Source organism: Vibrio lentus, from assembly GCF_030409755.1.
Classification (GTDB): domain Bacteria; phylum Pseudomonadota; class Gammaproteobacteria; order Enterobacterales; family Vibrionaceae; genus Vibrio; species Vibrio lentus.
In genome coordinates this window covers 3,083,046-3,108,058 of the sequence record NZ_JAUFQE010000002.1, presented here as the reverse complement: position 1 = coordinate 3,108,058, position 25,013 = coordinate 3,083,046, and the positions used below count along the sequence as shown (strand labels likewise).

Here is a 25,013-nt window from a genome sequence, read left to right as displayed (position 1 = left end):
AATCCCGTTCATAATAATTCTTGAACAAGCGACAATGTCAGTAGCCAACACCCATATAACCGATCTTTTTTATCAATTATTGGACCTATCTGAGGCAGAAAAAACAAAATACCTAAAAGAACTAAAATCACACCAAGTCGAACTGTATAACAAGATTTATCCCCTTCTCTGCACGTCAGCTCTAGAGCCTCTTACACACATCTTTGGTGTAAGCGCCCTTCAAGCTACCGACAAAAAAGCTAACTTCTCTAATACATGCATTGATAAATACCACCTATCTTACGAAATAGGTCGTGGCGGTATTGGTGTTGTCTATGCTGCTACTCGAGTGGATAAGACATTCCATCAAGATCTTGCCATAAAACTCATTCAACCCGCTTTATCCCACCTCATAGATAAAGAGTATCTGTTTCAAGAAGCACAAGCACTTGCGACGTTGAATCACCCATATATAACCAAGGTGATCGATGGAGGGACACATGAAGGGTCTGTCTACATCGTTATGGAACATATTAAAGGTTGCACGTTAAACGAGTACCTTGCGACCTACACCCTGAGCTACCCCAAAAAGCTCAATCTATTTTTAAAGATATGCTCTGCTATATCACACGCACACAAACACCAAGTGCTGCATACCGACTTGAAGCCAGAAAATATATTAATCGATTGTGAGGGGAGCCCAAAGATACTCGACTTTAATTTAATGAGAGGAATCAGTGACCAATTATCAGCTCACCCACTTACTATCAATGCCTACAGTCATGACTACGCTAGTCCAGAGCAAATCAGCGGAAGCCCCCCCACAGTCCGATGCGATATTTACGCTCTAGGAAAGGTCTTAAGCTTTATGTTTCCTAAACTACCGATAAGTCAGGGGGACCTAAACTGCATAATTCAAAAAGCGACACGAAGCCACGCCTTACTGCGCTATTCGAGTACCAATGAACTCTATAACGACATTACGCAGCTGATCGCTTGTCGTCCAATCTCCGCATATCAAAACCAACCATTTTATTCCGTTCTGAAGCTATGCCAACGCCGTCCAATTCAATGTGCTTTATCTACTATGCTCATTTGGTGTGGTGTAGGTTTCTACACACCTTTGATCAAAAAAAACCAACAACTTCAAATAGAAAAGCGCGCATCAGAAAGAGTCACAAAGCAATTTGTCCGAACGCTTTCTCAGATAAAAGAGAGCCCTAAGTCGAAAGCATCGATCAATACAGTACTAAAACATACCCATAAAGCGGTTTTAGGCGATCCTGGTATACCAACAAAAACAAAGATGAAACTGTTACGAATAATTGCCCCACAAACAACTAGGACAGAATCAACAAAAGGAAACTGCTAACCATGAGTAACCAACTTACTGATATAGAGTCGATCATGAGAGATTGGAAAGCTGGGCACAAATGGGCAGAACAGAAACTCTATCGTTTCGCTTACGCCCACCTCTACGCTCTCGCTCAAAAAGAGAGAAAAAGGAGCACGACCAAGCATGAGCAAAGTTGTTGGGTGTCTTGGAATAGCATCAACAACACAACGGCGTTAGTTCACGATGCTTACCTAAAGCTCTCTTTTGCCGATACTCAATCAATAGAAGACACTCGTGATTTCCTGTTAATGGCAGCAAAAATCATGCGACAAATACTTATCGATAACGCTCGACGTCAACAGGCACAGAAACGCCAACTGCCCACAAAAGTCCCCCCTCAAGAAGACAGGCATTTCGAGCAGCTAATTATTATGGATAAGGCTGTGGACCACTTTACTTTGAATTACCCAAGGCAATCACAAGCATTCAAACTGAAATACCTTATGGGGCTTCAAACTCAAGAAATTAGCCAGCTACTAACTTGTAGCGACAGCCTAATTGAAAAGGATTTAAAGTTTTCTCGCTGTTGGCTAACAAGAAAAATAAACACGCAGCACAACCCAATTTATTGAAAAATAATTTACGGTATTTCACTCAAATCTCGTGTCTTGCAGCAGGGGCACAGCTCAAAATAAGCTCTTGTAAGTCAAAGTGATATTATTAAAAAGCTGACATCTGTCGGCTTTTTGTATTTTTTACCGCATGGTTTGAATGTTTATTAACCGAACAGCATTTTACACACTTAACTTGGAAGAAAGATCACACTACAATCGCGCGCTATAAAATCACACGCATAAAAATAACAAATAGCTCTATTACATAAAGGATGTACGAGTAATGAAAAAAGTGAGTATTCTCGCAGCGGCGATTGCAGTGGCTTTAACAGGTTGTGGTAGCGATAGTTCTAACTCAGGTGTAACAGCACCGACAGAACCATCGACGACAACCAACAAATTTATCGATGCAGCTGTTGAAGGTATCTACTACAACACCAGTTCAGGCTTAAACGGGGTTACAAATAGCGAAGGCGAGTTTACCGCTAAAACTAACGACACTGTGACCTTCTTCATTGGTGGTAAAAACGGCTTAAAAGTAGGTGCAGCATCAAACCGTGATGTACTGACTCCATTTGAAGCGGCGGGAAAATACGCTCGCGCACTTAACTTAGCAATTTTACTTCAGTCTTTAGATAACCAATTTGGTAGCTCTTCTGATGAAGTACTGACAATTCCAGATGCGCTGCGCGAACCTGATGCTGCGACGTTAGCGAAGATGAAAGGTCTAAGCCTAGACGATAGTACAAGCGTGACGGACTTCTTAACTACGATTGGCGTAGAAGCTGCAAATATCACATCAGAAAGCGACGCTCTAACGCATATGGAAAACGCGTTTGGTTCAATGAAGCGTGGTGATGGTTCAGTAAACCCATTTGCAGAGAAAAACGGCCAATTTGTTCGTTACATTGACGTAACCCAAGAACGTTTAGATGGCAACTTCACCTTTGTTCATGCTGATAAAACTCTACCAAATGACTTGTTTGAAGCGACACGTGGCATGGTTCAAATGGACTATCAAGTAAACACCGCGAGTTTAGCTTATCTAAAAGGGTCTAATGACGCTCAGTTAACGGAAGGCTTTGCCCAGGATTACCTGAACTGCTTGGCTGGCGACCCTAGTAATACGTTCACAGCCCCAAACACATGTAGTGGTGTCCCTGCTTCTCATTACGCTTTGGGAGGCAACTTTAAATACTTGCTCGTTAATCCTGATGGTGAAGAAAATGATGATGAGTCAATGGACTGGGAAACTGTAGGCAACTTCCTACCATTCTCAGTAGCCACGGTTAACGAACTCAATCACTTTACCGCAGATGAAAAGTTCAACGATAACGACGATGGTGGTCATTCATGGGTCAACCAAAATATTTCTGGCTCCTACGATCCTGTCACTAAGGTTTATACTGAAATCACTGAAAAAGAAGAGTTAGAAGATAACACCGATTGCAGTTCTACAAACTGTTCAGTAGACAGAAAAACAAAGCGTGTTGCTTACTACTACGAGATTCCAACAAAAGATTCTGAACGTTACGTGGATTTCACTGGTACATGGGAAACAAAAGAAATCTGTGAAAACGGTGAAATTGCAGTAAGCACCATGAAATTTGATTCATCCGGAGCAACGACCACAGGCCAAGAGTGTGGATCAACAGCACCAGAGGGTATGGAAGATTCTGGTACCCCTTACACTTATAAACAACTAGCTAATATAGATTACTGGTGGTTTGATCAAACAGGTCGAGCTTCAAAAGCCACACTGACAGAACTGAACACTGTGGTTCGCTTCTGTGACCAAAACAATTATGTTGCTGGCAAAGCTTGTAGCTCAAAAGATGAATACTTCGTTAAGTGGGAATACCAACCTGCTGGTACCAACTGGGATGAGGGCTTGCTGATTCGTCGTAAGATGGACAACACAGGCAACACCGATGGCCGTGTTAGCATCATGCAGAAAATCAACTAACCTTTGAGTTAATTTGATTACTTATTAATAAACCAGAAGCTGAGCTTCTGGTTTTTTCATTTTTAACACACATGAACCTTCAAACAACCATCAACGTAGATACAGAAACAAAGAACTATCGAGAGCAACATGGAGTTTGTTATGAATCTACTCATTGAATCATTTGAAGGCGGGATCTACTTGGCTTACCAAATCATTGGCGAGCAAAAGCAGTTAATCAAAGACGACCACCAGCACCCAATGAAGTTTTTGAGCGTTAACCAAGCACGCGATCACTTTAGCGACCAAGGCGTAGCATCAGCAATGCTGGTTCATAACAGCGCCTACGACGAAATGTGTGGTGAGCATTGCGGTAACACCCAACCTTTCGAGATTGATTTGAAGTGGAGTTGAATCAACTTCAAATCAATCGCGATAAAAATTGAAAGGCTTGCAACGATGCAAGCCTTTCTTATGAGAGTAACTTTCCCTGTTTCGCATTGAAATCAACGTAATGTTCGTTTCTGCCTGCGTTTGATGTTTTGCTCTTTCACAATAAAGTCGAACAGTGGGGCGAAGAGATTGGCGAACAGGATGGCCAACATGATGCCCTCTGGATAGGCAGGGTTGAGCACTCGAATACCGACCGTCATTACGCCAATAAGAATCCCGTAAGCCCACTTACTCTGATTGGTAAAAGCGGCAGAAACTGGGTCGGTTGCCATGAAGAAAGTACCAAACGCAACACCACCCAACACAAAGTGCCAGTAAAACGGCATCGAGAACATCGAGTTGGTATCAGAGCCAATCCAGTTCATCAAACTCGAAGTCACGACGAGGCCAATAATCACACCAGTGACAATGCGCCAAGAGGCGATCTTCATGACAATCAGAATCAGACCCGTCAACATGATAAGCAATGAAGAAACCTCACCCATCGAACCCGGAATATTACCGATAAAGGCGTCCATCCAAGTGATCGCCTCGCCAGTCATGTTATTGATGAGTGACGTGCTGCCACCTTCATACCATTGACTTAAAGGGGTCGCACCGGAGTAACCGTCAGCGGCAACCCACACAAGCCCGCCCGACATGTTGGCTGGATAGGCAAAATATAGAAAGGCTCGACCTGCAAGAGCTGGGTTAAGGAAGCTTCGTCCTGTACCACCAAACAGCTCTTTCGCGACAACGATACCAAAGGTGATACCTAACGCTGCTTGCCATAAAGGGATAGTCGGCGGAAGAATTAAGGCAAAGAGAACCGAGCTAACAAAAAAGCCTTCGTTCACCTCATGCTTACGCACAACGGCAAACAACACCTCCCAAAAACCACCAACAACGAAAACCGTCGCGTAAACGGGTAAGAAGTAGAGGGCGCCGAGCAACATCTGACTCCCCCAGCCACTTGCCATTAAGGACGGTGCATCACCAAATGCCCACGACAAGCGCCAGCTACTCTCAATAACCGAGGTAAGTTCATCAAGTTGATAACTGGATGTCAGTGCCGAGACACTCTGGTGCCCGACGTTATACATGCCCCAGAACATGGCAGGGAAAGTCGCCAGCCACACCAAAATCATAATACGCTTGAGATCGATACTATCTCGAACATGGGTCAAGCCTCGGTTTACATTACCGGGCGTGTAAAAGATGGTGGCAAACGCCTCATAGACTGGGTAAAGCTTTTCGTATTTACCTCCGGCTTCAAAACGCGGGGCTACGTCTTCTAATCGTTTCTTCAAACTCATAATCTCAATCACCTTATTGCTTGAGTTATGGTTTTCTACGCACCAACTACTCTATTTGAACAATTTTTAGCGATTTTTAATCAAATTTGTATTGAAGAAACGGGTCAACATTCAACAGTAAAACCGACGTTGAGAAAGTTAGACGCATAAACAACAAAGCCCCAGCAATGGCTGAGGCTTGTTTAGTCTTATAACGGTCGTTGTTACTTAACGCACATCACGTTGAGTAATGAAGAGCCTTTGAGCTGGTTTACGTTACCGTTAGTGAACAGGCCTTTTTTATCCGCTCCCCAATAAGGTAAGTGCATTGGCCAGTTCTGCTTTTCCATGACTTTTGAGCCAAGGATACTCTGCCACTGCTGTTCATTCATCAACTTCATGCCGATCTGATTACACACAAGTTCGGCACTACCAAAATCTAAACGACTCCAAGGTTTTCCCTGTTCCATATAGAACTGCTGTTTATGGTCCGACAAATATGGCACCGCATACTTGTTGCCCGCAACATTAGCGGTCACACGAACTTCAATATCGAGATCATTACCCGAACTTGAACCATTGCTAGGAATCGCTTGGATTGCGGCTGCACTCGTTGCGGCTACCGCTGAAGTCGCGACCACAGGTTTAGGTGCAGGCTTTGCTGCTGGTTTGGGTTTTACAGGAGCTTTAGGCTTGACCATTTTTGGCTCTGCCGATTTTGCAACGATAGGCTGTGACGAGGTCTGGGACTTATCAACCATACGAATGAAGGCTTCGCTGTATCCAGACACTTTACGCACCTGAGCGAGGTCTTTTCTCGCATCAGAGAATGTTGAATAAGGGCCAATCAGACAACGATAATCGCCACCTTCAGGCTTCATCCATACATTGGTCGAGATCTTTTCATAAAGAGGCTTCGCTCGGCTCAATGACAAAGGCTTATTAAGCAGGCCACATTGAACCCAAAACAGTTCATTAGCTGAATGACGTTTAGGCGCCTTGCTGCCCCAAACACCCTTACCGATCGGACATGATTGTTCTAGCTGTGGTAATTGATTAGTGCTTGCTTGAGTAGCATCACATAGAACCGATTCTGCATTAACCTGACTCGATGCCAAGAGGGATGCAGCAATAAGCCCCATACGATAATTTTTACTCACAGCACGACATACAGCATTCATTGTCAATTTCATAACCACCACTTAAACCCTCTCGGGCTAATTGTTACCGATTCTATGTCGATAAAACATGAATTCCATTTTAAGTATTATTGACCATGTCAATAATACTTAGTTCCAGATCCATTAAGCAAAAAAAGAGCCGTAATTGCTTACGGCTCTTAGTTTAGTGATTTTTTTTACTAAAAATCAATCCGCGTTATCACCCTTTATAAATTTTAGGGTTAAATACGTCACGTAACCAGTCGCCTAATAGGTTGATCACTAGAACGAGTGTTACCAAAAGCACACCTGGGAATGCTGTGATCCACCATGCTCCAGAGAAAATGTAGTTAAAGCCGGTACTGATCAGGGCACCCAGTGATGGTTGGTCGACTGGCAAACCTAAACCTAGGAAAGAAAGTGCCGCTTCCGACATGATGGCATTTGCCACCTGTACCGTAGAGATAACCAAAATTGGCGATAAACAGTTCGGTAGAATATGGCGGAACATAATACGTGGCGCTTTAAAGCCCATCACGCGAGCTGCTTCTACATATTCTTTCTTCTTCTCTGCCAATACAGATGCACGAATGGTACGCGCATACTGAGGCCATTCGGCAATACCAATGATGACCACCAGCATGACAACGGCGTATTGCGCATAGAAGTCACTACCAAAGCTTGCCTTAAAGATGGCCGAGACAATGATCGCAACCATCATGGTCGAGAAAGAGAGCTGAACATCCGCAAAACGCATCAAGAAGCTATCAATACGGCCACCGAAGTAACCCGCAGACAAGCCAATGATGATACCAAGCGTCAGTTGTAGACCTACCGCCAAGAAACCAATGGTCAGTGATAAACGCGAACCGTAAAGCATGGTCGATAAAATATCACGGCCTTGCTCATCCGTTCCTAGCAAGAAGCGGTCTTCGCCGTCTTCCATCCATGATGGTGGAAGTTCTGAGTCCATGATATCAATCGATGTCACGTCGTACGGGTCTGTTGGCGCTAGAATAGGTGCAGCTAGAGCCATCACTAAGAAGATTGAGAAAATGGCAAAACTCACCATTGCCACTTTGTCGCGTAAGAAGTAATACACAATGTCAGATTGCTTAAAACGTTCCCAGCGAGACGGCACTGTCGATGTCTGTTCCATGATTATGCTCCTTTCCCTGTGATGTTAACGGTTGGGTTGATAACACCGTAAAGCAAATCAACAATCGTGTTAGTCACTACGAAAATAAGACCAACAAAAATAACGTATGCGGTAATCAGTGGTGTATCTACACGGTTGATCGCTTCTAAGAATAAGAAGCCTGTACCTGGCCACTGGAAAACCGTTTCCGTAAGAATGGTGTAAGCCACCATAGTACCAATCTGAACACCACCAACGGTAAGTACCGGTAGCATGGTGTTTTTCAATGCATGTTGGTAATAGATTTTATTTAACGCTAAGCCTTTCGCTTTGCCGAATTTGATGTATTCCGAGCTCAATACTTCCAGCATTTCAGAACGTACGAGACGTATGAACAGCGGTAGCATGATTGAAGCCAAAGCAATACTTGGAAGCACAAGGTGCGCCAAGCCATCAAGTGTTAGGAAACCAGATTCCCAACCAAACCAGTTTGCCGTATCACCACGACCAAAGGACGGTAGCCAGCCTAACTCGATAGAGAAGACATACATCAACATAATGGCCGTCAAGAACACAGGAACCGAGATACCAACACTACTACCCGCCATAATCAGCTTGGTAAAAAAGCTCTTAGGGTGAATAGCGGAGTAAACGCCTAGTGGAATCGACAGGCAAACAATAATAATAGAAGCGCCAAACACTAACTCTAGTGTGGCTACTAGCTTATCGAGAATCACGTCCACAGCCGGACGCTTAAAGAAGTACGAAGTACCAAGATCACCCTGTAGAGCAGCGCCTACAAAGCGAGTGTATTTTGTAATGAAGGGATCATTTAAGCCGAGTTCATCACGCAGCGCTTGACGCTCCGATTCTGAAACAGATTGACCGACTAACTCACGCAACGGGTCGCCCAGGTTATCCTGTATGGCAAACGCCACCAAACTGATCACAAACATCACTATCAGTGCCTGAAACAGGCGCTTGACCAGAAACGTAACCATTCCTTGCCCCTTATCTATCCATGACTATCTAATCAAAATCCGCGACTAGATAAAAAATTTCAGTCTTAAAAAAGGTATTTAGCCAGACTGAAGGAAGACCAAATACCGAAACTTAAATCTATTTCTTAATAATTCGAGAGCCTGAAGCTTTTCAGGCTCTCGATTCTAGCAAGCTAGATTATTTTACAACTAGGTCGCCGAAGTAAGGCATAACCATTGGGTTTACTACGTCTGCTGCACCTACGTTAGACTTCGCGCCCCACGCTTCACTTTGCCAGTGAAGAGGAACAAACGCTGCGTCGTTGTAAAGTGTTGCTTCAACGCCTTTCAGCATTTCAGAACGCTTAACAGGGTCAGTTTCAGTGTTAGAAGCTTCTACAATTGCATCCATCTCTGGGTTTGAGTAACCAGAACAGTTGTATTGGCCACGACCCGTTTCTTCGTTACGAGTCATTGTTAGGAACTCACTGAAGTTAGCTGAATCTTCTGTATCTGAGTGCCAACCGATCATCATCATGTCTGCTGAACATAGGTCAAACTCAGGCCAGTATTGCGCTTTAGGCATCGTTTTAAGATCAACTTTGATACCAATCTTAGATAGCATTGCCGCTGACGCTTGAGCAACTTTTGCATCGTTCACGTAACGGTTGTTAGGTGCCATCATCGTTAGCGTAAAGCCATCTTCGTAGCCCGCTTCCTTCATTAGCTCTTTTGCTTTTTTCAGGTCGTAGCGAGGTACGAGTGCATCATCATGACCCGCGTAGCCTGTTGGGCTTTGCTGACCAGCTGCAGTAGCGAAACCTTTCATGATTTTCTTAACAATACCTTCATTGTTAATCGCATGAACGATTGCTTGACGAACGCGCACATCTTTCAGTGCTTCGTTGCTGTTTTGATTCATTTGGAACGTAATGATACGAGTACCAGGCAGCGTCACTAGATCGATGTTTTTAGCGTTTTTAACACGCTTGTGATCGTTAGGTGCTACTGGGTGAATCATGTCTACATCGCCAGAAAGAAGTGCTGCAACACGTGTTGCATCTTCTTTGATTGGAACCAATGTTAGCTTGTCTACGTTACCTTTCGTTTCTGTATCCCAGTAATCGTTAAAACGCTCAAACGTTACTTTAACGCCTTGCTCACGTTGAGTAACGATGAATGGACCTGTACCTGAAACGTTTGTAGAAGCGAACGAGTTACCGTGCTTAACTAGCTCAGACTTGTCATTACCTTCGGCTGTTTGGCCTGAGTAAAACTTGCTGTCCATTGGGAAGATGTAAGTTGCTGTTTGTAGTACTAGTGGGTAAGCCGCTTTAGAGACTAGTTCAACTGTGTAGTCATCCACTTTTACCATCTTCTCGTAAGGCGTGAAGATAGACTTAAAGTCTGGAGATGCTTGTAGACGTTCGAATGTCCACACAACATCGTCAGCTGTTAGTTCATTGCCTGAGTGGAATTTAACACCCTGACGTAGATTAAAGCGGAAAGTCGTTTCATTGACACGTTCCCAGCTTGTCGCTAGGCGGCCTTCAAAATCCATCTCTTGAGTGAAACGTACTAGAGGGTCAAACACCATGTGAGACATTTGCAGTGTGCCGCCAGATAGCTGCTCGTGCGGGTCAAGTGACACTGGGTCAGCTGCGTAGCCAACAGTAATATCTGCTGCTGCTGCACTAAAGCTTAGGCCAGCTGCCATCAAAGCTACTGCTAATTTGCTTTTCATGGTTTTCATTGCATAACTCCTTCATGCGGGAATCCAGATCCCTAGTTGTTGTATTTGCGTCTGTTATTGTATTTCAGGCAGGCTAAGCCTCTACCCTGCTGAAATTTATATTGCGGCTTGTGCCACTGCTTTTTCTTCTCGTAAGCCCGTAAATTCAGGCATTAAAGAAATCAGGTGTTGGCTATATTCATGCTGTGGAGAGTTAAATAACTGCTCAGTAGGTGCTACTTCCAGTAGCGTACCCATCTGCATCACGCCAACACGATCACACATCTGACGAATAACCGGTAAATCATGACTGATGAACAGCATGGTTAGGTTGAGTTCGTCTTGTAGATCTTTTAATAGGTTTAGGATCTGCGCCTGTACCGATACATCTAACGCCGATGTTGGTTCATCACAAATCAATAGGCGAGGTCGCGTTGCCAAAGCACGAGCGATAGAAATACGCTGACGCTGACCGCCTGAGAATTCATGCGGGTATTTAACCCCTGCCATTTGTCCAAGACCAACATGATCCAACAAATCATGAACAATCTGACGAGTTTCGTTCTCGTTGCGAGTCAGTTTATGGAAACGAATTGGCTCTGCGATGATGTCGAAAATCTTCATACGTGGGTTCATTGACGTATATGGGTTTTGGAAAACCATCTGCATTTGACGACGCATTGGGCGACGTTCTTTTTCAGATTTAAGCCCAGTAAGATCGACACCTTCAAAGGTTACTTTGCCTGAGTTAGGGGCGTATAGGCCTGCGATAACACGTGCAATGGTTGATTTACCAGAACCAGACTCACCCACTAAACCAAAGGTTTCACCTTCATGCACTTCAAAGCTTACATTGTTTGAAGCTTGCACATACTCGCGACGGCTTTCGAAGAAAGAATCTTTTGTCGTAAAGCGCAGGTTAACGTTTTCTACGTTCAGTAGCGGACCTGTGTATTCACGATGATCTTGGCTTTGACCTAACCAGTGATTTTTTACATCTAAGGCTTCCATCTCGTGTGCTTCTTCGATGTAGCTAACAAGAGGGAAACGGTCGAGTTTACGGTCTGAGCGAGGAACGGCTGAAATCAAGCTGTGCGTGTATGGGTGTTCAGGTGTACCCAATACTTGTTTCGTTGGGCCGAATTCAACCAGATCACCACGGTACATAACCGCAACACGGTCAGTCACGTTAGATACAACACCCATATCGTGGGTCACCAACATACAACCTACGTTTTTCTTAATACATAGATCGCGAATCAAGCCTAATATTTGGTCTTGGATAGATACGTCTAGAGCGGTTGTTGGTTCATCGGCGATGATCAGGTCAGGTTCGCCTGCCAATGCAATCGCGATAACCACACGCTGACGCATACCACCAGAGAATTGGTGCGGATACTGTTTAAGGCGGTTTTCAGGTTGTGGGATACCCACTTGGTTCATTAAGTCTAATGAACGCTGATAAGCTTCTGCATCCGATACCTTCATATTGGCATGGATGGTTTCTTTTAATTGCTGTTCTACGGTAAATAGAGGATTAAGAGAAGTCATTGGATCTTGAAAGATAAATCCAATCTTAGAGCCGCGAACTTTACGCATCTCTTCCGGAGATAAACCCGATACTTTTTCGCCATCAAGGAACACTTCACCGCTCGCAATACGACCGGGAGGGCTTAGCAAATCGATCACAGCATTACCAACTGTTGACTTACCAGCGCCAGATTCACCAACAACACCGACAATCTCGCCGCGCTCAATGCTAAACGACAATGATTTTACTGCAGCGTGTACACCATGACGTGATGGGTATTCGATACGAAGATTTTTTACTTCTAAAAGTGACATTACCAGACCTCTACTGCTTTGGCAGCTCTCTGCCCTGTCTGCAAAATTGAATCCATTCTTACCAGAATATTGTTCTGATATTTTATACGGTTGACAATTTGGCAAATAATTCACAGAAAAGCAACAAAAATAGGATAAAAAGTCGACATTAAACGCTTAGCAAGCAAAAGTACCACATAACTATTCACATAGAGAGCATATAGTAAGAAAAAACAACATCATATTGTTGGTAATAAACACTCACAAATCCCTTACTACTACTTACTTGTAGAGTTAAACCTATGGTTCAAAGCAGATCTCACTATCAGTCATTAAAAACAAATAATTATTCCAAAAAACAATTAACACTATAGAAACAAATACCAAATTTATTAATTTAAGCAAATAAAACAACCAGATAGATCTAATTTAGCCATACATTCAACCTCTCCTATTATTTCAGCGAATACAAACCAGAAAAACGAAAGGTTTAATAAATTAGAGAAGAATTTAAGCGACTGGGAGTAAAGAAAGCTGTCAATTACAGGCCTTAGTGAGCAAATTTAGGGGCAGATTTCACTTTTAATAAAAATCTTTAGACCAAACTCATTAGCCTGTCGAATAATTGAGTGATTTATTTATATAAAATTAGATATAGATCAGCGCATTTCATAAAGCGCTCATCTCAATTAAGGCGTGAGAATCTAGAAAATCGATGGTGGGTGTTTTATATAAAGAGCACTTGATTGAAGTGGTGCTACGAGAGATATCTAAACAAGTTAGTTCCCAGCACTCAAAAATAAAAAGTTGAAGAATTTCCGATACGATAGATGCAAAAAAGCCTCGTCATTTCTGACGAGGCTTCTTAATGTGGTCGGTGAAGAGGGATTCGAACCCCCGACCCTCTGGTCCCAAACCAGATGCGCTACCAAGCTGCGCTATTCACCGAGACATTTCGCTTGATTTCTCAAACAGGGAACTTCAAAGAAGTTACCAAAATTAATGGGGTGGCTAACGAGATTCGAACTCGCGACCACCGGAATCACAATCCAGGGCTCTACCAACTGAGCTATAGCCACCACTAATTTTTTATATAACCGCTATCAGGCGATTATTGAAATAGTGGTCGGTGAAGAGGGATTCGAACCCCCGACCCTCTGGTCCCAAACCAGATGCGCTACCAAGCTGCGCTATTCACCGACTAATTTTGTCTCGACTCTTGGGAATAATGAGTCAACACTGGAAGCCGAAGCTACCGTTATTTTGTAAAGAAAGAATGGGGTGGCTAACGAGATTCGAACTCGCGACCACCGGAATCACAATCCAGGGCTCTACCAACTGAGCTATAGCCACCATTGTTTCTTTTTTGCCAATTCTCACTTACCGAAGTAAGAGACCGGATGGCGCGCCTGAAAGGATTCGAACCTTCGGCCTTTGGCTCCGGAGGCCAACGCTCTATCCAGCTGAGCTACAGGCGCATGCCCTGTCGGCGGAGTGGAATAATACGTATATCACCTAAGGTCGTCTAGTACTTTTTTAACTTTTTTTTCTGTTTGGTCTCTTTTTCGACAGTTAATATGTGATAAACCCCTTATTTGAGTACTACAACCCTCTGGAGCTTATAAGTTGTTGTTTATTGCAACAACTTATCAGGATATAATCACCCATTATTTACATTGATTTAACAGTCGCTTTTTGCAACTTAAATCAACACACCCCTCTAACACTATAAATTGGTAAGCATGTACTTACCTTGGGAATGTAAAGTGAGTTTAATGGATATGTCTCGTCGAATTTTAACTGTTGTTATCGCAGCTTTAACCTTTTCCACTGGCGTTATGGCTTCAGGCCTAAGTGAAGCGGAGCAAGATCTTATTGCTGAGCGCATCAAACCAGTTGGTCAAGTATACCTAGTCGGTAGTGAGCCAGTCGTTGCTGAACCAACAGGCCCTCGTGATGGCGCAGCAGTTTACGGAACCTTCTGTATTGCTTGTCACGCATCAGGTGTGAGCGGCGCTCCAAAAGCTGGCGATGCTGGTGATTGGGCTCCACGAATTGCACAAGGCCGAGACATCCTAGCAGATCACGCAATCAACGGTTTCAATGCAATGCCTGCTAAAGGTTCATGTATGGACTGTTCTGACGATGAAATCAAAGATGCTATCGAGCACATGATTGCTGGCCTGTAAGCCAAAATAGATTGATATAAAAAAGGTGACCTCATGGTCACCTTTTTTATTACCTGAAACTCTGTCTATTACTTCTTATTGAACATCGCACGAATATTGGCAATGTGTGCCTGCCCTTTTTCCATTCTCTCTTCAGCCGACTGCGGTTTTTTCACCGATTCCCACTCCACATCCTCATGAGGCAATTCATCTAAGAAGCGGCTTTGCGTCGGCTTGATCAACTCACCGTACTGTCTACGCTCACGACACTTAGTGAAAGTCAGCTCTTTTTGCGCTCGGGTAATGCCTACATACATAAGACGACGTTCTTCTTCTACATTACCTTCATCAACACTGGTTTGGTGCGGAAGAATACCCTCTTCTGCCCCCATCAAGAACACATAAGGAAACTCTAGGCCTTTCGAAGCATGCAGCGTCATCAATTGAACTTGGTCTGCATCGTCGTTATCTTCCCCACGTTCCATCATGTCACGCAAGGTTAAACGTTGAACGACTTCGCGAAGCGTCTTCTCTTCTTTATCGTAATTATCACCTTCTAGATCGGCAACAATCCAACTATAGAGATCAGACACGTTCTTCATTCGCATCTCTGCCGCTTTCGGACTTGGGGAGGTTTCGTAGAGCCAATCTTCGTAATTGATGTCACGAACCAAGGATCGCACCGCTTCAACGGTGTTTCCACGTTCAGCATTATCGGAGATACGAACAATCCAATCAGAAAAACGACGGAGGTTTTCTAAACCACGACCAGTCAATGTCTGTTCTAACCCCATTTCGAAGCTGGCTTCAAATAGGCTTTTGCCGCGCATATTGGCGTAACTGCCCAGCTTCTCTAGTGTAACAGGGCCAATCTCGCGACGCGGAGTATTCACAATACGTAGGAAGGCATTGTCATCATCCGGGTTCACCAATACTCGCAGGTACGCCATGATGTCTTTTATCTCAGCTCTAGCGAAGAAAGAGGTACCGCCAGAAATCTTATAAGGCACTCGGTTTTGCATCAGCGCTTTTTCAATCAATCGAGATTGATGGTTGCCTCGATAAAGTACCGCGTAGTCTTTGTACTCAGTACGATTCAAAAATTTATGCGCAATGATTTCACCAGTAATACGCTCGGCTTCGTGCTCTTCATTCTTGGCATTAAGTACTTTGAGCTTTTCGCCATCCGGGATCTCAGAGAACAGAGACTTCTCGTACACGTGCGGGTTATTGGCGATCAAGATGTTCGCCGCACGCAAGATACGACTGGTTGAGCGGTAGTTTTGCTCAAGCTTAATAAGGCGTAGGTTAGGGTAATCCTCACCAAGTAACACCAAGTTTTGTGGTTTCGCACCACGCCATGAATAGATCGACTGATCATCGTCGCCTACCACAGTTAAGCGACCGCGTTCACCCACGAGCAAACGAACCAGTTCATATTGACTGGTGTTGGTATCTTGATACTCATCGACCAATAGGTAACGAATGCGAGATTGCCAACGTTCACGTACTTCTTGATTGGTTTTCAATAGCAAAACAGGCATTGCGATCAAATCATCAAAGTCTAATGCGTTATAAGCCTTCATTTGTTTTTGATACATCTCAAAACAGAATGCAAATAACTGCTCTTGTTCACCTTGAGCACGTGCTTTCGCCTGATCTGGCGTCAACATGTCATTTTTCCAATTTGAAATTGTGCTCATCAATGCACGTAACAAATCCTTATCACCATCGATTTGTTTCTCCGTTAGCTCTTTTAATAAAGCTAACTGGTCTTGATCATCAAATAGAGAAAAACCCGCTTTTAAGCCAAGCGCTTTGTACTCTCGACGGATGATCGTAAGGCCCATGGTATGGAAGGTCGAAACAATGAGCCCTTTCGACTCGCCTTTTCCTAGGGTTTGTCCAACACGCTCTTTCATTTCACGCGCCGCTTTATTAGTAAAAGTTACCGCGGCAATGTTACGAGCTTTATAACCACATTCCTGAACCAAATAAGCGATTTTGTTGGTGATTACACGTGTCTTACCTGAGCCTGCGCCCGCTAAAACGAGGCAAGGACCAGAGACGTATTTCACAGCTTCATCTTGTCTTGGGTTCAGTTTCATTACTTTCTCAACATGGTTAAAAGGTCTATTTGTTCACGCGCGCCTATAATAATGGTGCAACGGTACGAATGCTATGCTCTCTTACACAAGAATTTTACTCTATTTATGCAAAACTCTGTTGCACAAATGTACGTAATTCAGGCTATAATGAATGAACGTTCATTCACTAGTGATTAGTCTATGACCAATAATACATCTCAAGATAAACGCTTACAGATACTCTCTGCTGCGGAAAAGTTAATTGCGGAGGTCGGCTTTCAAGGCTTATCAATGCAAAAACTGGCCAAAGAAGCAGGAGTGGCTGCCGGGACTATTTATCGATATTTCGATGATAAAGACCATTTAATTGAAGATGTTCGCATTCAGGTAACTCAAAGAGTCGCGGACGCTGTTCAAAATGGTGTTAATGATTCAGATTCAATAAAGCTGCGTTATAGAACTATGTGGTTAAACATATGGAACTTAGCGGGTACAGACCCTGCAGCAATCAAAAACAGGGTTCAGTACGATTCTCTACCTGCAATAAATAGTATGGCATTTAGGGAACTTGAAAGAAAAATGTTTGCCCAAGTTGAGCTACTGTTTAACGAGGGTAAAGAGCAAGGAATTTTTAAACCACTCAATAATGAAATTTTAAGTGGTTTAAGTTTAGCCGCTAGCGTGTCACTTGCACGCAAGCACTCTTTAGGTTTTTACCAAATGGATGAGGCCGCATTAGAAGCAGCCATTGAAGCCAGTTGGGACGCAATAATTACACACTAGATCGGAGTTTTGACCATAATGAAAAAGTGGACTTTCTTCATGTTACTCATCGCTGTACTGCTTTTCGGCAGCGTTATCGGGTTCAACATGTTCAAACAACAAAAAATTGCTGAGTTTATGGCCAACCGCCCTGAGCCAGAATTTCCAGTAACGGTAACTGAAGTTCAGCCGATCGACTGGGTTCCAGTGATTGAAGCGATTGGTTTCATCGAACCAAACCAAGGTGTAACGCTAGCCAACGAAACCAGCGGTGTCATTGATCAAATCTCTTTCGAATCTGGTACTGATGTTAAGAATGGTCAGCAACTAGTACGTCTCGATTCTGACGTAGAAAAAGCAAACCTAAAGAGCTCTGAAGCTCGTTTGCCTGCTGCGAAAGCAAAATACAAACGTTACCAAGGTCTATATAAGAAAGGTTCGATCTCTAAAGAAGCATACGATGAAGCAGAAGCGAACTACTTCTCTCTATCTGCTGACATTGAAAGCCTGAAAGCATCGATTGAACGCCGTGAAATCCGTGCACCATTCGATGGAAAAGTCGGTATCCGTAATGTGTATCTAGGTCAATACCTGCAGTCGGGTACTGATATTGTTCGTTTAGAAGACACCAGTGTAATGCGCCTGCGCTTCACCGTTTCTCAAACAGACATCTCACGCATCAATGTTGGTCAAGCTATCGATATCTTCGTGGACGCTTACCCTGAAAAACCTTTCGAAGGTTCTATTAGTGCAATCGAACCTGCAGTAAGCATCCAAAGTGGTTTGATTCAAGTTCAAGCAGACATTCCGAACAATGATGGCAAGCTTCGTAGCGGTATGTTCGCTCGTGCCAACATCATTCTGCCTAAGCTAGAGAACCAAGTAACACTACCTCAAACAGCAATCACCTTCACACTATACGGTGACAATGTTTACATCCTAACGGAAGAAGACGGTGTTCAACGTGTTGCTCAACATGTTGTAAAAGTAGGTGAACGTACCGCTGATATTGCTCACATCCTTGAGGGTGTTAAAGCTGGCGATACAGTTGTAACTTCTGGCCAAGTTCGTCTAAGTAACGGTGCCAAAGTTAAGGTTGTGGAAAGTGATGCGATCACTCCACCATCTGAAACACCTAAGCTGTAACTGGAGGCATAATGCGCTTTACTGATGTTTTTATTAAACGTCCAGTTCTAGCGGTATCCATCAGCTTTTTGATTGCGCTGCTTGGTCTACAAGCAATCTTCAAAATGCAGGTGCGTGAATACCCTGAAATGACGAATACCGTGGTAACCGTAACAACGAGTTACTACGGTGCAAGTGCCGATCTTATCCAAGGCTTTATAACCCAGCCCCTCGAACAGGCTGTGGCTCAAGCGGATAATATCGATTATATGACTTCATCTTCTGTACTGGGTAGTTCAACTATCACAGTTAACATGAAGTTGAACACCGACCCGAATGCGGCGCTGTCTGACATACTGGCCAAGACAAACTCGGTACGTTCTCAGCTTCCAAAAGAAGCCGAAGATCCAACCGTAACCATGTCGACCGGTTCAACGACCGCGGTACTTTATATTGGTTTTACCAGTGATGAGCTCGTATCAAGCCAAATTACCGATTATCTAGAGCGTGTAATCAACCCGCAGCTATTTACGGTAAATGGTGTATCTAAAGTCGACCTTTATGGTGGTATGAAATACGCACTGCGCGTATGGCTAGATCCATCAAAAATGGCAGCTGTTAACCTAACTGCTACTGATGTTATGTCGGTATTGAATGCCAACAACTACCAGTCAGCGACAGGTCAAGCTACTGGCGAATTCGTTCTTTATAACGGCAGTGCCGATACACAAGTATCAAACACTGAAGAGTTAGAGAACTTAGTCGTTAGAAGTGGTGAAGGTGAGATTATCCGTCTGTCTGACATCGCTAAGGTTTCTCTAGAGAAAAGCCACGACGTTTATCGTGCAAGTGCGAACGGTCAGGAGGCGGTTGTTGCAGCAATTAATGCGGCACCAAGTGCGAACCCAATCAACATCGCTGCAGATGTACTTGAGCTTCTTCCTCAGCTAGAGAAGAACCTTCCAAGCAACATCTCAATGAACGTAATGTACGATTCAACCATTGCGATTAACGAGTCAATTCAAGAAGTTATCAAGACAATTCTTGAAGCGGCATTAATCGTATTAATCGTAATCACATTGTTCTTAGGTTCATTCCGAGCAGTACTGATCCCTATCGTTACTATCCCACTATCCCTGATTGGTGTGGCAATGGTAATGCAGGCGATGGGCTTCTCTTGGAACCTGATGACACTACTGGCAATGGTACTCGCCATCGGTCTGGTGGTAGATGATGCGATCGTGGTACTTGAAAACGTCGACAGGCATATCAAGCTCGGAGAGTCCCCTTTCCGCGCTGCGATCATCGGTACTCGTGAAATTGCGGTCCCGGTTATCGCAATGACACTCACGCTAGGTGCGGTATACGCTCCAATCGCAATGATGGGCGGTATCACGGGCTCACTATTTAAAGAGTTCGCATTAACCCTAGCCGGTTCTGTATTTGTATCAGGTATCGTGGCACTAACGCTGTCGCCAATGATGTGTTCAAAAATGCTGAAAGCTCACGCTGAGCCGAGCAAGTTTGAGCAGAAGGTTCATAGCGTTTTGGATGGTATGACTAACCGTTACGAGCGTATGCTTGGCGCGGTAATGCAACATCGCCCGGTATTTATTGGCTTTGCTATCATCGTATTTGCAAGTTTGCCGATGTTGTTCAAGTTCATCCCTAGTGAATTAGCACCTTCAGAAGATAAAGGTGTAATCATGCTGATGGGTACTGCACCATCTAATGCGAACTTAGACTTCATGCAAAATACCATGAACGACGTAAACAAGATTCTGTCTGATCAGCCAGAAGTAGCTTACGCGCAGGTGTTCACAGGTGTTCCTAATGCAAACCAAGCGTTTGGTATTGCATCTATGGTTCCTTGGAGTGAGCGTGAAGCAAGCCAGTCTGAGGTAGCAAACCGCGTTGGTGGTTTGGTGAAAGATGTTCCTGGAATGGCCGTAACAGCCTTCCAAATGCCAGAACTACCAGGTGCAGGTTCAGGCCTTCCAATTCAGTTTGTTATTACAACGCCAAACAGTTTTGAAAGCTTGTTCCAAATCACCACTGACATTTTGACTGATGTAGCGACAAACCCACTATTCGTATACTCGGATCTCGATCTGAACTACGACTCAGCAACGATGAAAGTACACATCGACAAGGATAAAGCGGGCGCATACGGCGTAACCATGCAAGATATAGGTATCACGCTAGGTACCATGATGTCAGATGGCTACGTAAACCGTATCGACTTGAATGGTCGTTCTTACGAGGTTATCCCTCAGGTTGAACGTAAATTCCGTTTGAACCCAGAATCGATGAATAACTACTACGTACGTGCTGCGGACGGTAATGCTGTACCACTAGGCAGTTTGATTACGATTGATGTTGTGGCAGAACCTCGCTCTCTTCCTCACTTCAACCAATTGAACTCAGCTACGATTGGTGCAGTACCTGCTCCAGGCGCTGCAATGGGTGATGCAATTGCATGGTTTGAAGACACGGCGGAAAATAAGCTTCCAAGTGGCTACAACCACGATTACATGGGAGAAGCACGTCAATACGTAACTGAAGGTAGCGCACTTTACGCGACCTTTGGTCTAGCACTGGCTATCATCTTCTTGGTACTGGCGATTCAATTCGAATCTCTGAAAGATCCATTGGTTATCATGGTATCTGTACCACTGGCGATCTGCGGTGCCCTAATAGCTCTGGCTTGGGGTGCGGCAACGATGAACATCTACTCGCAAGTAGGTTTGATCACCTTGGTTGGCCTGATTACCAAGCACGGTATCTTGATCTGTGAAGTTGCAAAAGAAGAACAGTTGCATCATCACAAGACTCGTATCGAAGCGGTAATGGAAGCTGCGAAGGTTCGTCTTCGTCCAATCCTGATGACAACCGCTGCGATGATCGCGGGTCTAATCCCACTGATGTACGCAAGTGGTGCGGGTGCAGCTCAGCGCTTTAGTATTGGTATCGTAATCGTTGCTGGTCTAGCGATTGGTACTATCTTCACGCTATTTGTACTGCCAGTGATTTATAGCTACTTGGCTGAAAAACACAAACCTCTACCTGTATTTGTTGAAGACAAAGACCTAGAAAAACTAGCTCGCGTCGATGAAGCAAAAGCGGCACACAGAGAATTAGCTGATAATAAGTAATCGCTAAGTCGTATTAACAATAAAAAGGCTACTTCGGTGGCCTTTTTTTATACGCCATAGGCGACATCTCAAGTGTGATTAAATAGAATAGTGGTAAATATTCAGGAGTTTTAATTGATATGTTTGATCCAAAAAAACTAGAGCAGATTGCTAAGCAGATCCACGATTCTATGCCTCAACCAGTCAAAGAGCTTGGTTCAGATGTAGATCAAAAAGTTCGCCAAGTTATCCAAGGCCAACTAAACAAGCTAGACGTTGTGAGCCGTGAAGAGTTTGATGTTCAAACACAAGTACTGCTTCGCACTCGTCAAAAGCTGACAGAGATGGAACAGAAGCTAGCGGATTTAGAAGCAAAAATTGCTGACAAGTAAGCCTTAGAGCAAGAAAACTGAAAGGGTTGGTGTGAAAACACCAACCCTTTTGTATTTCTAAGGCTCAATCAAGAACTGAAATTCGACGTCTAAGACCTATCAAGCAATGTCAATTCTACTGATCTGTATAACTTTGCGCCTAAAAGCAAAAAGGCTTGGTCAACGGCGACCAAGCCTTTTTATTAGATGTTGTGTTGCTTAATAATAACTCCAACCTGTAAGGAGCCAATGATACTGCTTTGCTTTTCCTACAAATTTATCAGTATCTAAGCGACTAATTAACCGCCTACTGCGATACGCTTCATGTCGCTCATGTAGCTACGTAGCTCTTCACCAATGTACTCTACAGGGTGGTTACGGATAGCTTCGTTTACTTCAATCAGCTTCGCGTTATCTACTTGGTTAGATGTTTCACCTAGACCGCGACCGATTACGTCAGTTGCAACTGAAGGCATGAACTGTTCGCGTAGTAGCGGTGTTGCCACGTTTGCGAATAGGTAGTTACCGTACTCAGCTGTATCAGAGATTACAACGTTCATTTCGTAAAGACGCTTACGAGCAACTGTGTTTGCGATTAGTGGAAGCTCATGTAGAGACTCGTAGTAAGCAGACTCATCGATGATGCCAGATGCTGTCATTGCTTCGAATGCTAGCTCAACACCCGCACGAACCATAGCAACCATAAGGATACCGTTATCGAAGTACTCTTGCTCTGAGATTTCTACGTCAGAAGCTGGGTAGTTTTCGAATGCCGTTTCGCCTGTCTCTTCACGCCAGCCTAGTAGGTTCACGTCATCGTTCGCCCAGTCAGCCATCATAGTGCTAGAGAAGTGACCAGAAATGATGTCATCCATGTGCTTGTTGTAAAGCGGACGCATTAGATCTTTTAGCTCTTCAGAAAGCTCAAACGCTTTAACTTTAGCTGGGTTAGATAGACGATCCATCATGTGAGTTACGCCACCGAACTTAAGTGCTTCAGTAATCGTTTCCCAACCGTATTGTAGAAGTTTACCTGCGTAGCCTGGTTCGATGCCATCAGCAATCATCTTCTCGTAAGATACGATAGAACCTGCTTGTAGCATGCCACATAGAATGGTTTGCTCACCCATAAGGTCAGATTTAACTTCAGCTACGAATGAAGACTCTAGGCAACCTGCACGGTGACCACCAGTACCTGCAGCCCAAGCTTTAGCGATATCCCAGCCTTCGCCTTTAGGGTCATTTTCTGGGTGAACAGCGATCAGTGTTGGAACACCGAAACCACGCTTGTACTCTTCACGTACTTCAGAACCTGGGCACTTAGGTGCAACCATTACAACGGTAAGGTCAGCACGTAATTGCATGCCTTCTTCAACAACGTTGAAACCATGAGAGTAACCAAGAGCAGCACCTTCTTTCATTAGAGGCATTACTGTCTCAACAACATTAGTGTGTTGCTTATCAGGAGTAAGGTTAATCACTAGGTCTGCTTGAGGGATTAGCGTTTCGTAGCTACCAACTACAAAGCCGTTTTCGTCAGCATTCTTGAATGATTGACGCTTCTCATCAATTGCAGCTTGGCGTAGAGCGTAAGATACGTCTAGACCAGAATCACGCATGTTTAGACCTTGGTTTAGGCCTTGAGCACCACAGCCAACAATGACGATCTTCTTACCTTCAAGGTATTCAGCTTCAGTCGTAAATTCTTCACGATCCATGAAACGGCAGCGACCTAATTGGTCTAGTTGCTCACGAAGGTTTAATGTATTGAAATAGTTAGCCATTGTAGGGCACTCCTTTAAAAATAAGTCCGTAAGGTCGATATCTCTCTATCGAATGACTTCATACTAAAACAGACATCCCGTTGCTGAAAGTGATATATTCACAATTAGTTATTGCAATAAATGCAACATGGAAACGATCACAGAACATGAACATAAAATCTCTACAATTATTTATACATTTATGTGATAGCAAGAGTTTCAGCAAAACAGCTGCTGCTATGCACGTCAGTCCTTCTGCTCTTAGTCGTCAGATACAAAAGCTTGAGGAAGAAACAGGGCAAGAACTGCTTATCAGGGATAATCGAAGTGTTGATCTCACTCCGGCAGGTAAACACCTATTACCTGTGGCATTGAGCATCGTTGGCGAGTGGCAGCAATATAATCTTCATCTAAAAGGCGGAGAACAGGAGCTAAAGGGTGAGATCCGTATTTTCTGTTCCGTAACAGCAAGCTACAGTCACCTTCCTGAACTCATTACCGAATTCAGAGCTATTCATCCGTATATTGAGTTTAAGCTCTCTACCGGTGATCCAGCGCAGTCCATTGACAAGATACTGAATGATGAAGCTGATATTGCTATTTCAGCTAAACCAGACATTTTGCCTTCAAGATTAGAATTCGAAACCATTAGCGATATACCACTGTCAGTAATCATCCCATCCGGTGTCAGTAGCTTTAGTCAGCAACTGCAATCCGAAAAGCCAAATTGGAATGAGGTTCCTTTTATCATACCCGAAGCAGGTACTGCTCGTGAACGTGCTAATGCGTGGTTCAAAAAGATGAAGATTAAGCCCAGCATTTACGCACAGGTATCTGGGCATGAGGCGATTGTAAGTATGGTTGCGCTAGGTTGTGGAGTAGGTATTGCTCCTGATGTCGTCATTAACAACAGTCCAGTGAGAGACAAAGTCGATCGTTTGAAAATAGAGCCGATAAAACCGTTTGAATTAGGAGTTTGCTGTAAACGATCTCAACTTGAGAACCCACTGATTAGAGCGTTTTGGCAGGTAGCCGAAGGAAAGTATCTCCCTGACTAGTTAACTTTAGATATGCTGGTTAAGAGAATAATAGAGAGCACGTTAGTGCTCTTTTTTGTTCTTCTAAATAGCAGATATGAAAAAGCCCGCTGATTTCTCAGCGGGCTTTT

General features: G+C 43.9%; 18 protein-coding genes and 5 tRNA genes. 10 read left to right on the top strand and 13 right to left on the bottom strand.

Annotated features, from left to right (window positions below; translation table 11 throughout):
- The first annotated feature begins 34 nt into the window (after positions 1 to 34).
- From QWZ07_RS22545 to QWZ07_RS22530, 4 genes are all read left to right on the top strand, one after another.
- The gene (locus QWZ07_RS22545) at positions 35 to 1,351 is read left to right on the top strand and encodes a serine/threonine-protein kinase (protein WP_192853239.1); all 1,317 of its coding nucleotides are present in this window, start codon (positions 35 to 37) and stop codon (positions 1,349 to 1,351) included.
- Positions 1,352 to 1,353: 2 nt separating this feature from the next.
- A complete protein-coding gene (locus QWZ07_RS22540; protein ID WP_192853238.1) occupies positions 1,354 to 1,947 on the top strand; it encodes an ECF-type sigma factor in 594 nt (197 codons plus the stop codon).
- Between the two features lie 265 nt (positions 1,948 to 2,212).
- A complete protein-coding gene (locus QWZ07_RS22535; protein ID WP_192853237.1) occupies positions 2,213 to 3,895 on the top strand; it encodes a hypothetical protein in 1,683 nt (560 codons plus the stop codon).
- 141 nt (positions 3,896 to 4,036) lie between these two features.
- Complete coding sequence (locus tag QWZ07_RS22530; RefSeq protein ID WP_029223702.1) at positions 4,037 to 4,288, top strand: DUF6482 family protein; 252 nt, start codon at positions 4,037 to 4,039, stop codon at positions 4,286 to 4,288.
- Between the two features lie 92 nt (positions 4,289 to 4,380).
- Here the strand turns inward: QWZ07_RS22530 and QWZ07_RS22525 are convergent, their stop codons facing one another.
- The 11 genes from QWZ07_RS22525 to QWZ07_RS22475 all read right to left on the bottom strand — a co-directional run bounded on the left by QWZ07_RS22525 (position 4,381) and on the right by QWZ07_RS22475 (position 13,913).
- Positions 4,381 to 5,622: an NADH:ubiquinone reductase (Na(+)-transporting) subunit B gene (locus QWZ07_RS22525; protein WP_192853236.1), complete on the bottom strand. Its 1,242-nt coding sequence runs from the start codon at positions 5,620 to 5,622 to the stop codon at positions 4,381 to 4,383.
- 203 nt (positions 5,623 to 5,825) lie between these two features.
- Positions 5,826 to 6,794, bottom strand: a complete 969-nt coding sequence (locus QWZ07_RS22520) for an SPOR domain-containing protein (protein ID WP_192853235.1) — start codon at positions 6,792 to 6,794, stop codon at positions 5,826 to 5,828.
- A gap of 187 nt (positions 6,795 to 6,981) precedes the next feature.
- On the bottom strand, positions 6,982 to 7,920 hold the full coding sequence (locus QWZ07_RS22515; RefSeq protein ID WP_017112126.1) for an ABC transporter permease: 939 nt from the start codon (positions 7,918 to 7,920) through the stop codon (positions 6,982 to 6,984).
- A 2-nt stretch (positions 7,921 to 7,922) separates the two neighbouring features.
- Positions 7,923 to 8,900, bottom strand: coding sequence for an ABC transporter permease (locus QWZ07_RS22510; protein ID WP_017112127.1), 978 nt, complete (start codon positions 8,898 to 8,900; stop codon positions 7,923 to 7,925).
- Positions 8,901 to 9,078: 178 nt separating this feature from the next.
- Positions 9,079 to 10,632, bottom strand: a complete 1,554-nt coding sequence (locus tag QWZ07_RS22505) for an ABC transporter substrate-binding protein (protein ID WP_017112128.1) — start codon at positions 10,630 to 10,632, stop codon at positions 9,079 to 9,081.
- Between the two features lie 96 nt (positions 10,633 to 10,728).
- On the bottom strand, positions 10,729 to 12,456 hold the full coding sequence (locus tag QWZ07_RS22500; RefSeq protein WP_099167170.1) for a dipeptide ABC transporter ATP-binding protein: 1,728 nt from the start codon (positions 12,454 to 12,456) through the stop codon (positions 10,729 to 10,731).
- 850 nt (positions 12,457 to 13,306) lie between these two features.
- A tRNA-Pro gene (locus QWZ07_RS22495) sits at positions 13,307 to 13,383 on the bottom strand.
- A gap of 55 nt (positions 13,384 to 13,438) precedes the next feature.
- Positions 13,439 to 13,514: transfer RNA gene (locus QWZ07_RS22490), tRNA-His, on the bottom strand.
- 44 nt (positions 13,515 to 13,558) lie between these two features.
- Positions 13,559 to 13,635 (bottom strand) — tRNA-Pro (locus tag QWZ07_RS22485).
- 77 nt (positions 13,636 to 13,712) lie between these two features.
- A tRNA-His gene (locus tag QWZ07_RS22480) sits at positions 13,713 to 13,788 on the bottom strand.
- Between the two features lie 48 nt (positions 13,789 to 13,836).
- Positions 13,837 to 13,913: transfer RNA gene (locus QWZ07_RS22475), tRNA-Arg, on the bottom strand.
- Positions 13,914 to 14,210: 297 nt separating this feature from the next.
- Here QWZ07_RS22475 and QWZ07_RS22470 point away from each other — a divergent pair.
- The gene (locus QWZ07_RS22470; protein ID WP_029223703.1) at positions 14,211 to 14,624 is read left to right on the top strand and encodes a c-type cytochrome; all 414 of its coding nucleotides are present in this window, start codon (positions 14,211 to 14,213) and stop codon (positions 14,622 to 14,624) included.
- Between the two features lie 68 nt (positions 14,625 to 14,692).
- Here QWZ07_RS22470 and rep read toward each other — a convergent pair whose 3' ends face one another.
- Positions 14,693 to 16,711 (bottom strand): DNA helicase Rep, encoded by a 2,019-nt coding sequence (gene rep / locus QWZ07_RS22465; protein ID WP_017112130.1) that lies wholly within the window; start codon positions 16,709 to 16,711, stop codon positions 14,693 to 14,695.
- A 180-nt stretch (positions 16,712 to 16,891) separates the two neighbouring features.
- On the opposite strand from rep, the gene QWZ07_RS22460 reads away from it, so the two are divergent.
- The 4 genes from QWZ07_RS22460 to ubiK all read left to right on the top strand — a co-directional run bounded on the left by QWZ07_RS22460 (position 16,892) and on the right by ubiK (position 22,103).
- Positions 16,892 to 17,473: a TetR/AcrR family transcriptional regulator gene (locus QWZ07_RS22460; RefSeq protein ID WP_065106033.1), complete on the top strand. Its 582-nt coding sequence runs from the start codon at positions 16,892 to 16,894 to the stop codon at positions 17,471 to 17,473.
- An 18-nt stretch (positions 17,474 to 17,491) separates the two neighbouring features.
- The gene (locus QWZ07_RS22455; RefSeq protein ID WP_065106032.1) at positions 17,492 to 18,598 is read left to right on the top strand and encodes an efflux RND transporter periplasmic adaptor subunit; all 1,107 of its coding nucleotides are present in this window, start codon (positions 17,492 to 17,494) and stop codon (positions 18,596 to 18,598) included.
- A gap of 11 nt (positions 18,599 to 18,609) precedes the next feature.
- Complete coding sequence (locus QWZ07_RS22450) at positions 18,610 to 21,732, top strand: multidrug efflux RND transporter permease subunit (RefSeq protein ID WP_192853234.1); 3,123 nt, start codon at positions 18,610 to 18,612, stop codon at positions 21,730 to 21,732.
- Positions 21,733 to 21,851: 119 nt separating this feature from the next.
- Positions 21,852 to 22,103, top strand: a complete 252-nt coding sequence (ubiK, locus tag QWZ07_RS22445) for a ubiquinone biosynthesis accessory factor UbiK (RefSeq protein WP_009848085.1) — start codon at positions 21,852 to 21,854, stop codon at positions 22,101 to 22,103.
- 278 nt (positions 22,104 to 22,381) lie between these two features.
- On the opposite strand, the gene ilvC is transcribed toward ubiK, so the two are convergent.
- Positions 22,382 to 23,866: a ketol-acid reductoisomerase gene (ilvC, locus tag QWZ07_RS22440; RefSeq protein ID WP_017112134.1), complete on the bottom strand. Its 1,485-nt coding sequence runs from the start codon at positions 23,864 to 23,866 to the stop codon at positions 22,382 to 22,384.
- A 146-nt stretch (positions 23,867 to 24,012) separates the two neighbouring features.
- Here ilvC and ilvY point away from each other — a divergent pair, with 146 nt between their 5' ends.
- Positions 24,013 to 24,903, top strand: a complete 891-nt coding sequence (gene ilvY / locus QWZ07_RS22435) for an HTH-type transcriptional activator IlvY (RefSeq protein ID WP_029223704.1) — start codon at positions 24,013 to 24,015, stop codon at positions 24,901 to 24,903.
- The last annotated feature ends 110 nt before the right edge of the window (positions 24,904 to 25,013 follow it).

Excerpts from the sequence above, each read along its gene's own strand:
- QWZ07_RS22545 (WP_192853239.1), top strand. The coding sequence starts at position 35 with ATGTCAGTAGCCAACACCCATATAACCGATCTTTTTTATCAATTATTG.
- QWZ07_RS22540 (WP_192853238.1), top strand. The coding sequence starts at position 1,354 with ATGAGTAACCAACTTACTGATATAGAGTCGATCATGAGAGATTGGAAA.
- QWZ07_RS22535 (WP_192853237.1), top strand. The coding sequence starts at position 2,213 with ATGAAAAAAGTGAGTATTCTCGCAGCGGCGATTGCAGTGGCTTTAACA.
- QWZ07_RS22530 (WP_029223702.1), top strand. The coding sequence starts at position 4,037 with ATGAATCTACTCATTGAATCATTTGAAGGCGGGATCTACTTGGCTTAC.
- QWZ07_RS22525 (WP_192853236.1), bottom strand. The coding sequence starts at position 5,622 with ATGAGTTTGAAGAAACGATTAGAAGACGTAGCCCCGCGTTTTGAAGCC.
- QWZ07_RS22520 (WP_192853235.1), bottom strand. The coding sequence starts at position 6,794 with ATGAAATTGACAATGAATGCTGTATGTCGTGCTGTGAGTAAAAATTAT.
- QWZ07_RS22515 (WP_017112126.1), bottom strand. The coding sequence starts at position 7,920 with ATGGAACAGACATCGACAGTGCCGTCTCGCTGGGAACGTTTTAAGCAA.
- QWZ07_RS22510 (WP_017112127.1), bottom strand. The coding sequence starts at position 8,900 with ATGGTTACGTTTCTGGTCAAGCGCCTGTTTCAGGCACTGATAGTGATG.
- QWZ07_RS22505 (WP_017112128.1), bottom strand. The coding sequence starts at position 10,632 with ATGAAAACCATGAAAAGCAAATTAGCAGTAGCTTTGATGGCAGCTGGC.
- QWZ07_RS22500 (WP_099167170.1), bottom strand. The coding sequence starts at position 12,456 with ATGTCACTTTTAGAAGTAAAAAATCTTCGTATCGAATACCCATCACGT.
- QWZ07_RS22470 (WP_029223703.1), top strand. The coding sequence starts at position 14,211 with ATGGATATGTCTCGTCGAATTTTAACTGTTGTTATCGCAGCTTTAACC.
- rep (WP_017112130.1), bottom strand. The coding sequence starts at position 16,711 with ATGAAACTGAACCCAAGACAAGATGAAGCTGTGAAATACGTCTCTGGT.
- QWZ07_RS22460 (WP_065106033.1), top strand. The coding sequence starts at position 16,892 with ATGACCAATAATACATCTCAAGATAAACGCTTACAGATACTCTCTGCT.
- QWZ07_RS22455 (WP_065106032.1), top strand. The coding sequence starts at position 17,492 with ATGAAAAAGTGGACTTTCTTCATGTTACTCATCGCTGTACTGCTTTTC.
- QWZ07_RS22450 (WP_192853234.1), top strand. The coding sequence starts at position 18,610 with ATGCGCTTTACTGATGTTTTTATTAAACGTCCAGTTCTAGCGGTATCC.
- ubiK (WP_009848085.1), top strand. The coding sequence starts at position 21,852 with ATGTTTGATCCAAAAAAACTAGAGCAGATTGCTAAGCAGATCCACGAT.
- ilvC (WP_017112134.1), bottom strand. The coding sequence starts at position 23,866 with ATGGCTAACTATTTCAATACATTAAACCTTCGTGAGCAACTAGACCAA.
- ilvY (WP_029223704.1), top strand. The coding sequence starts at position 24,013 with ATGAACATAAAATCTCTACAATTATTTATACATTTATGTGATAGCAAG.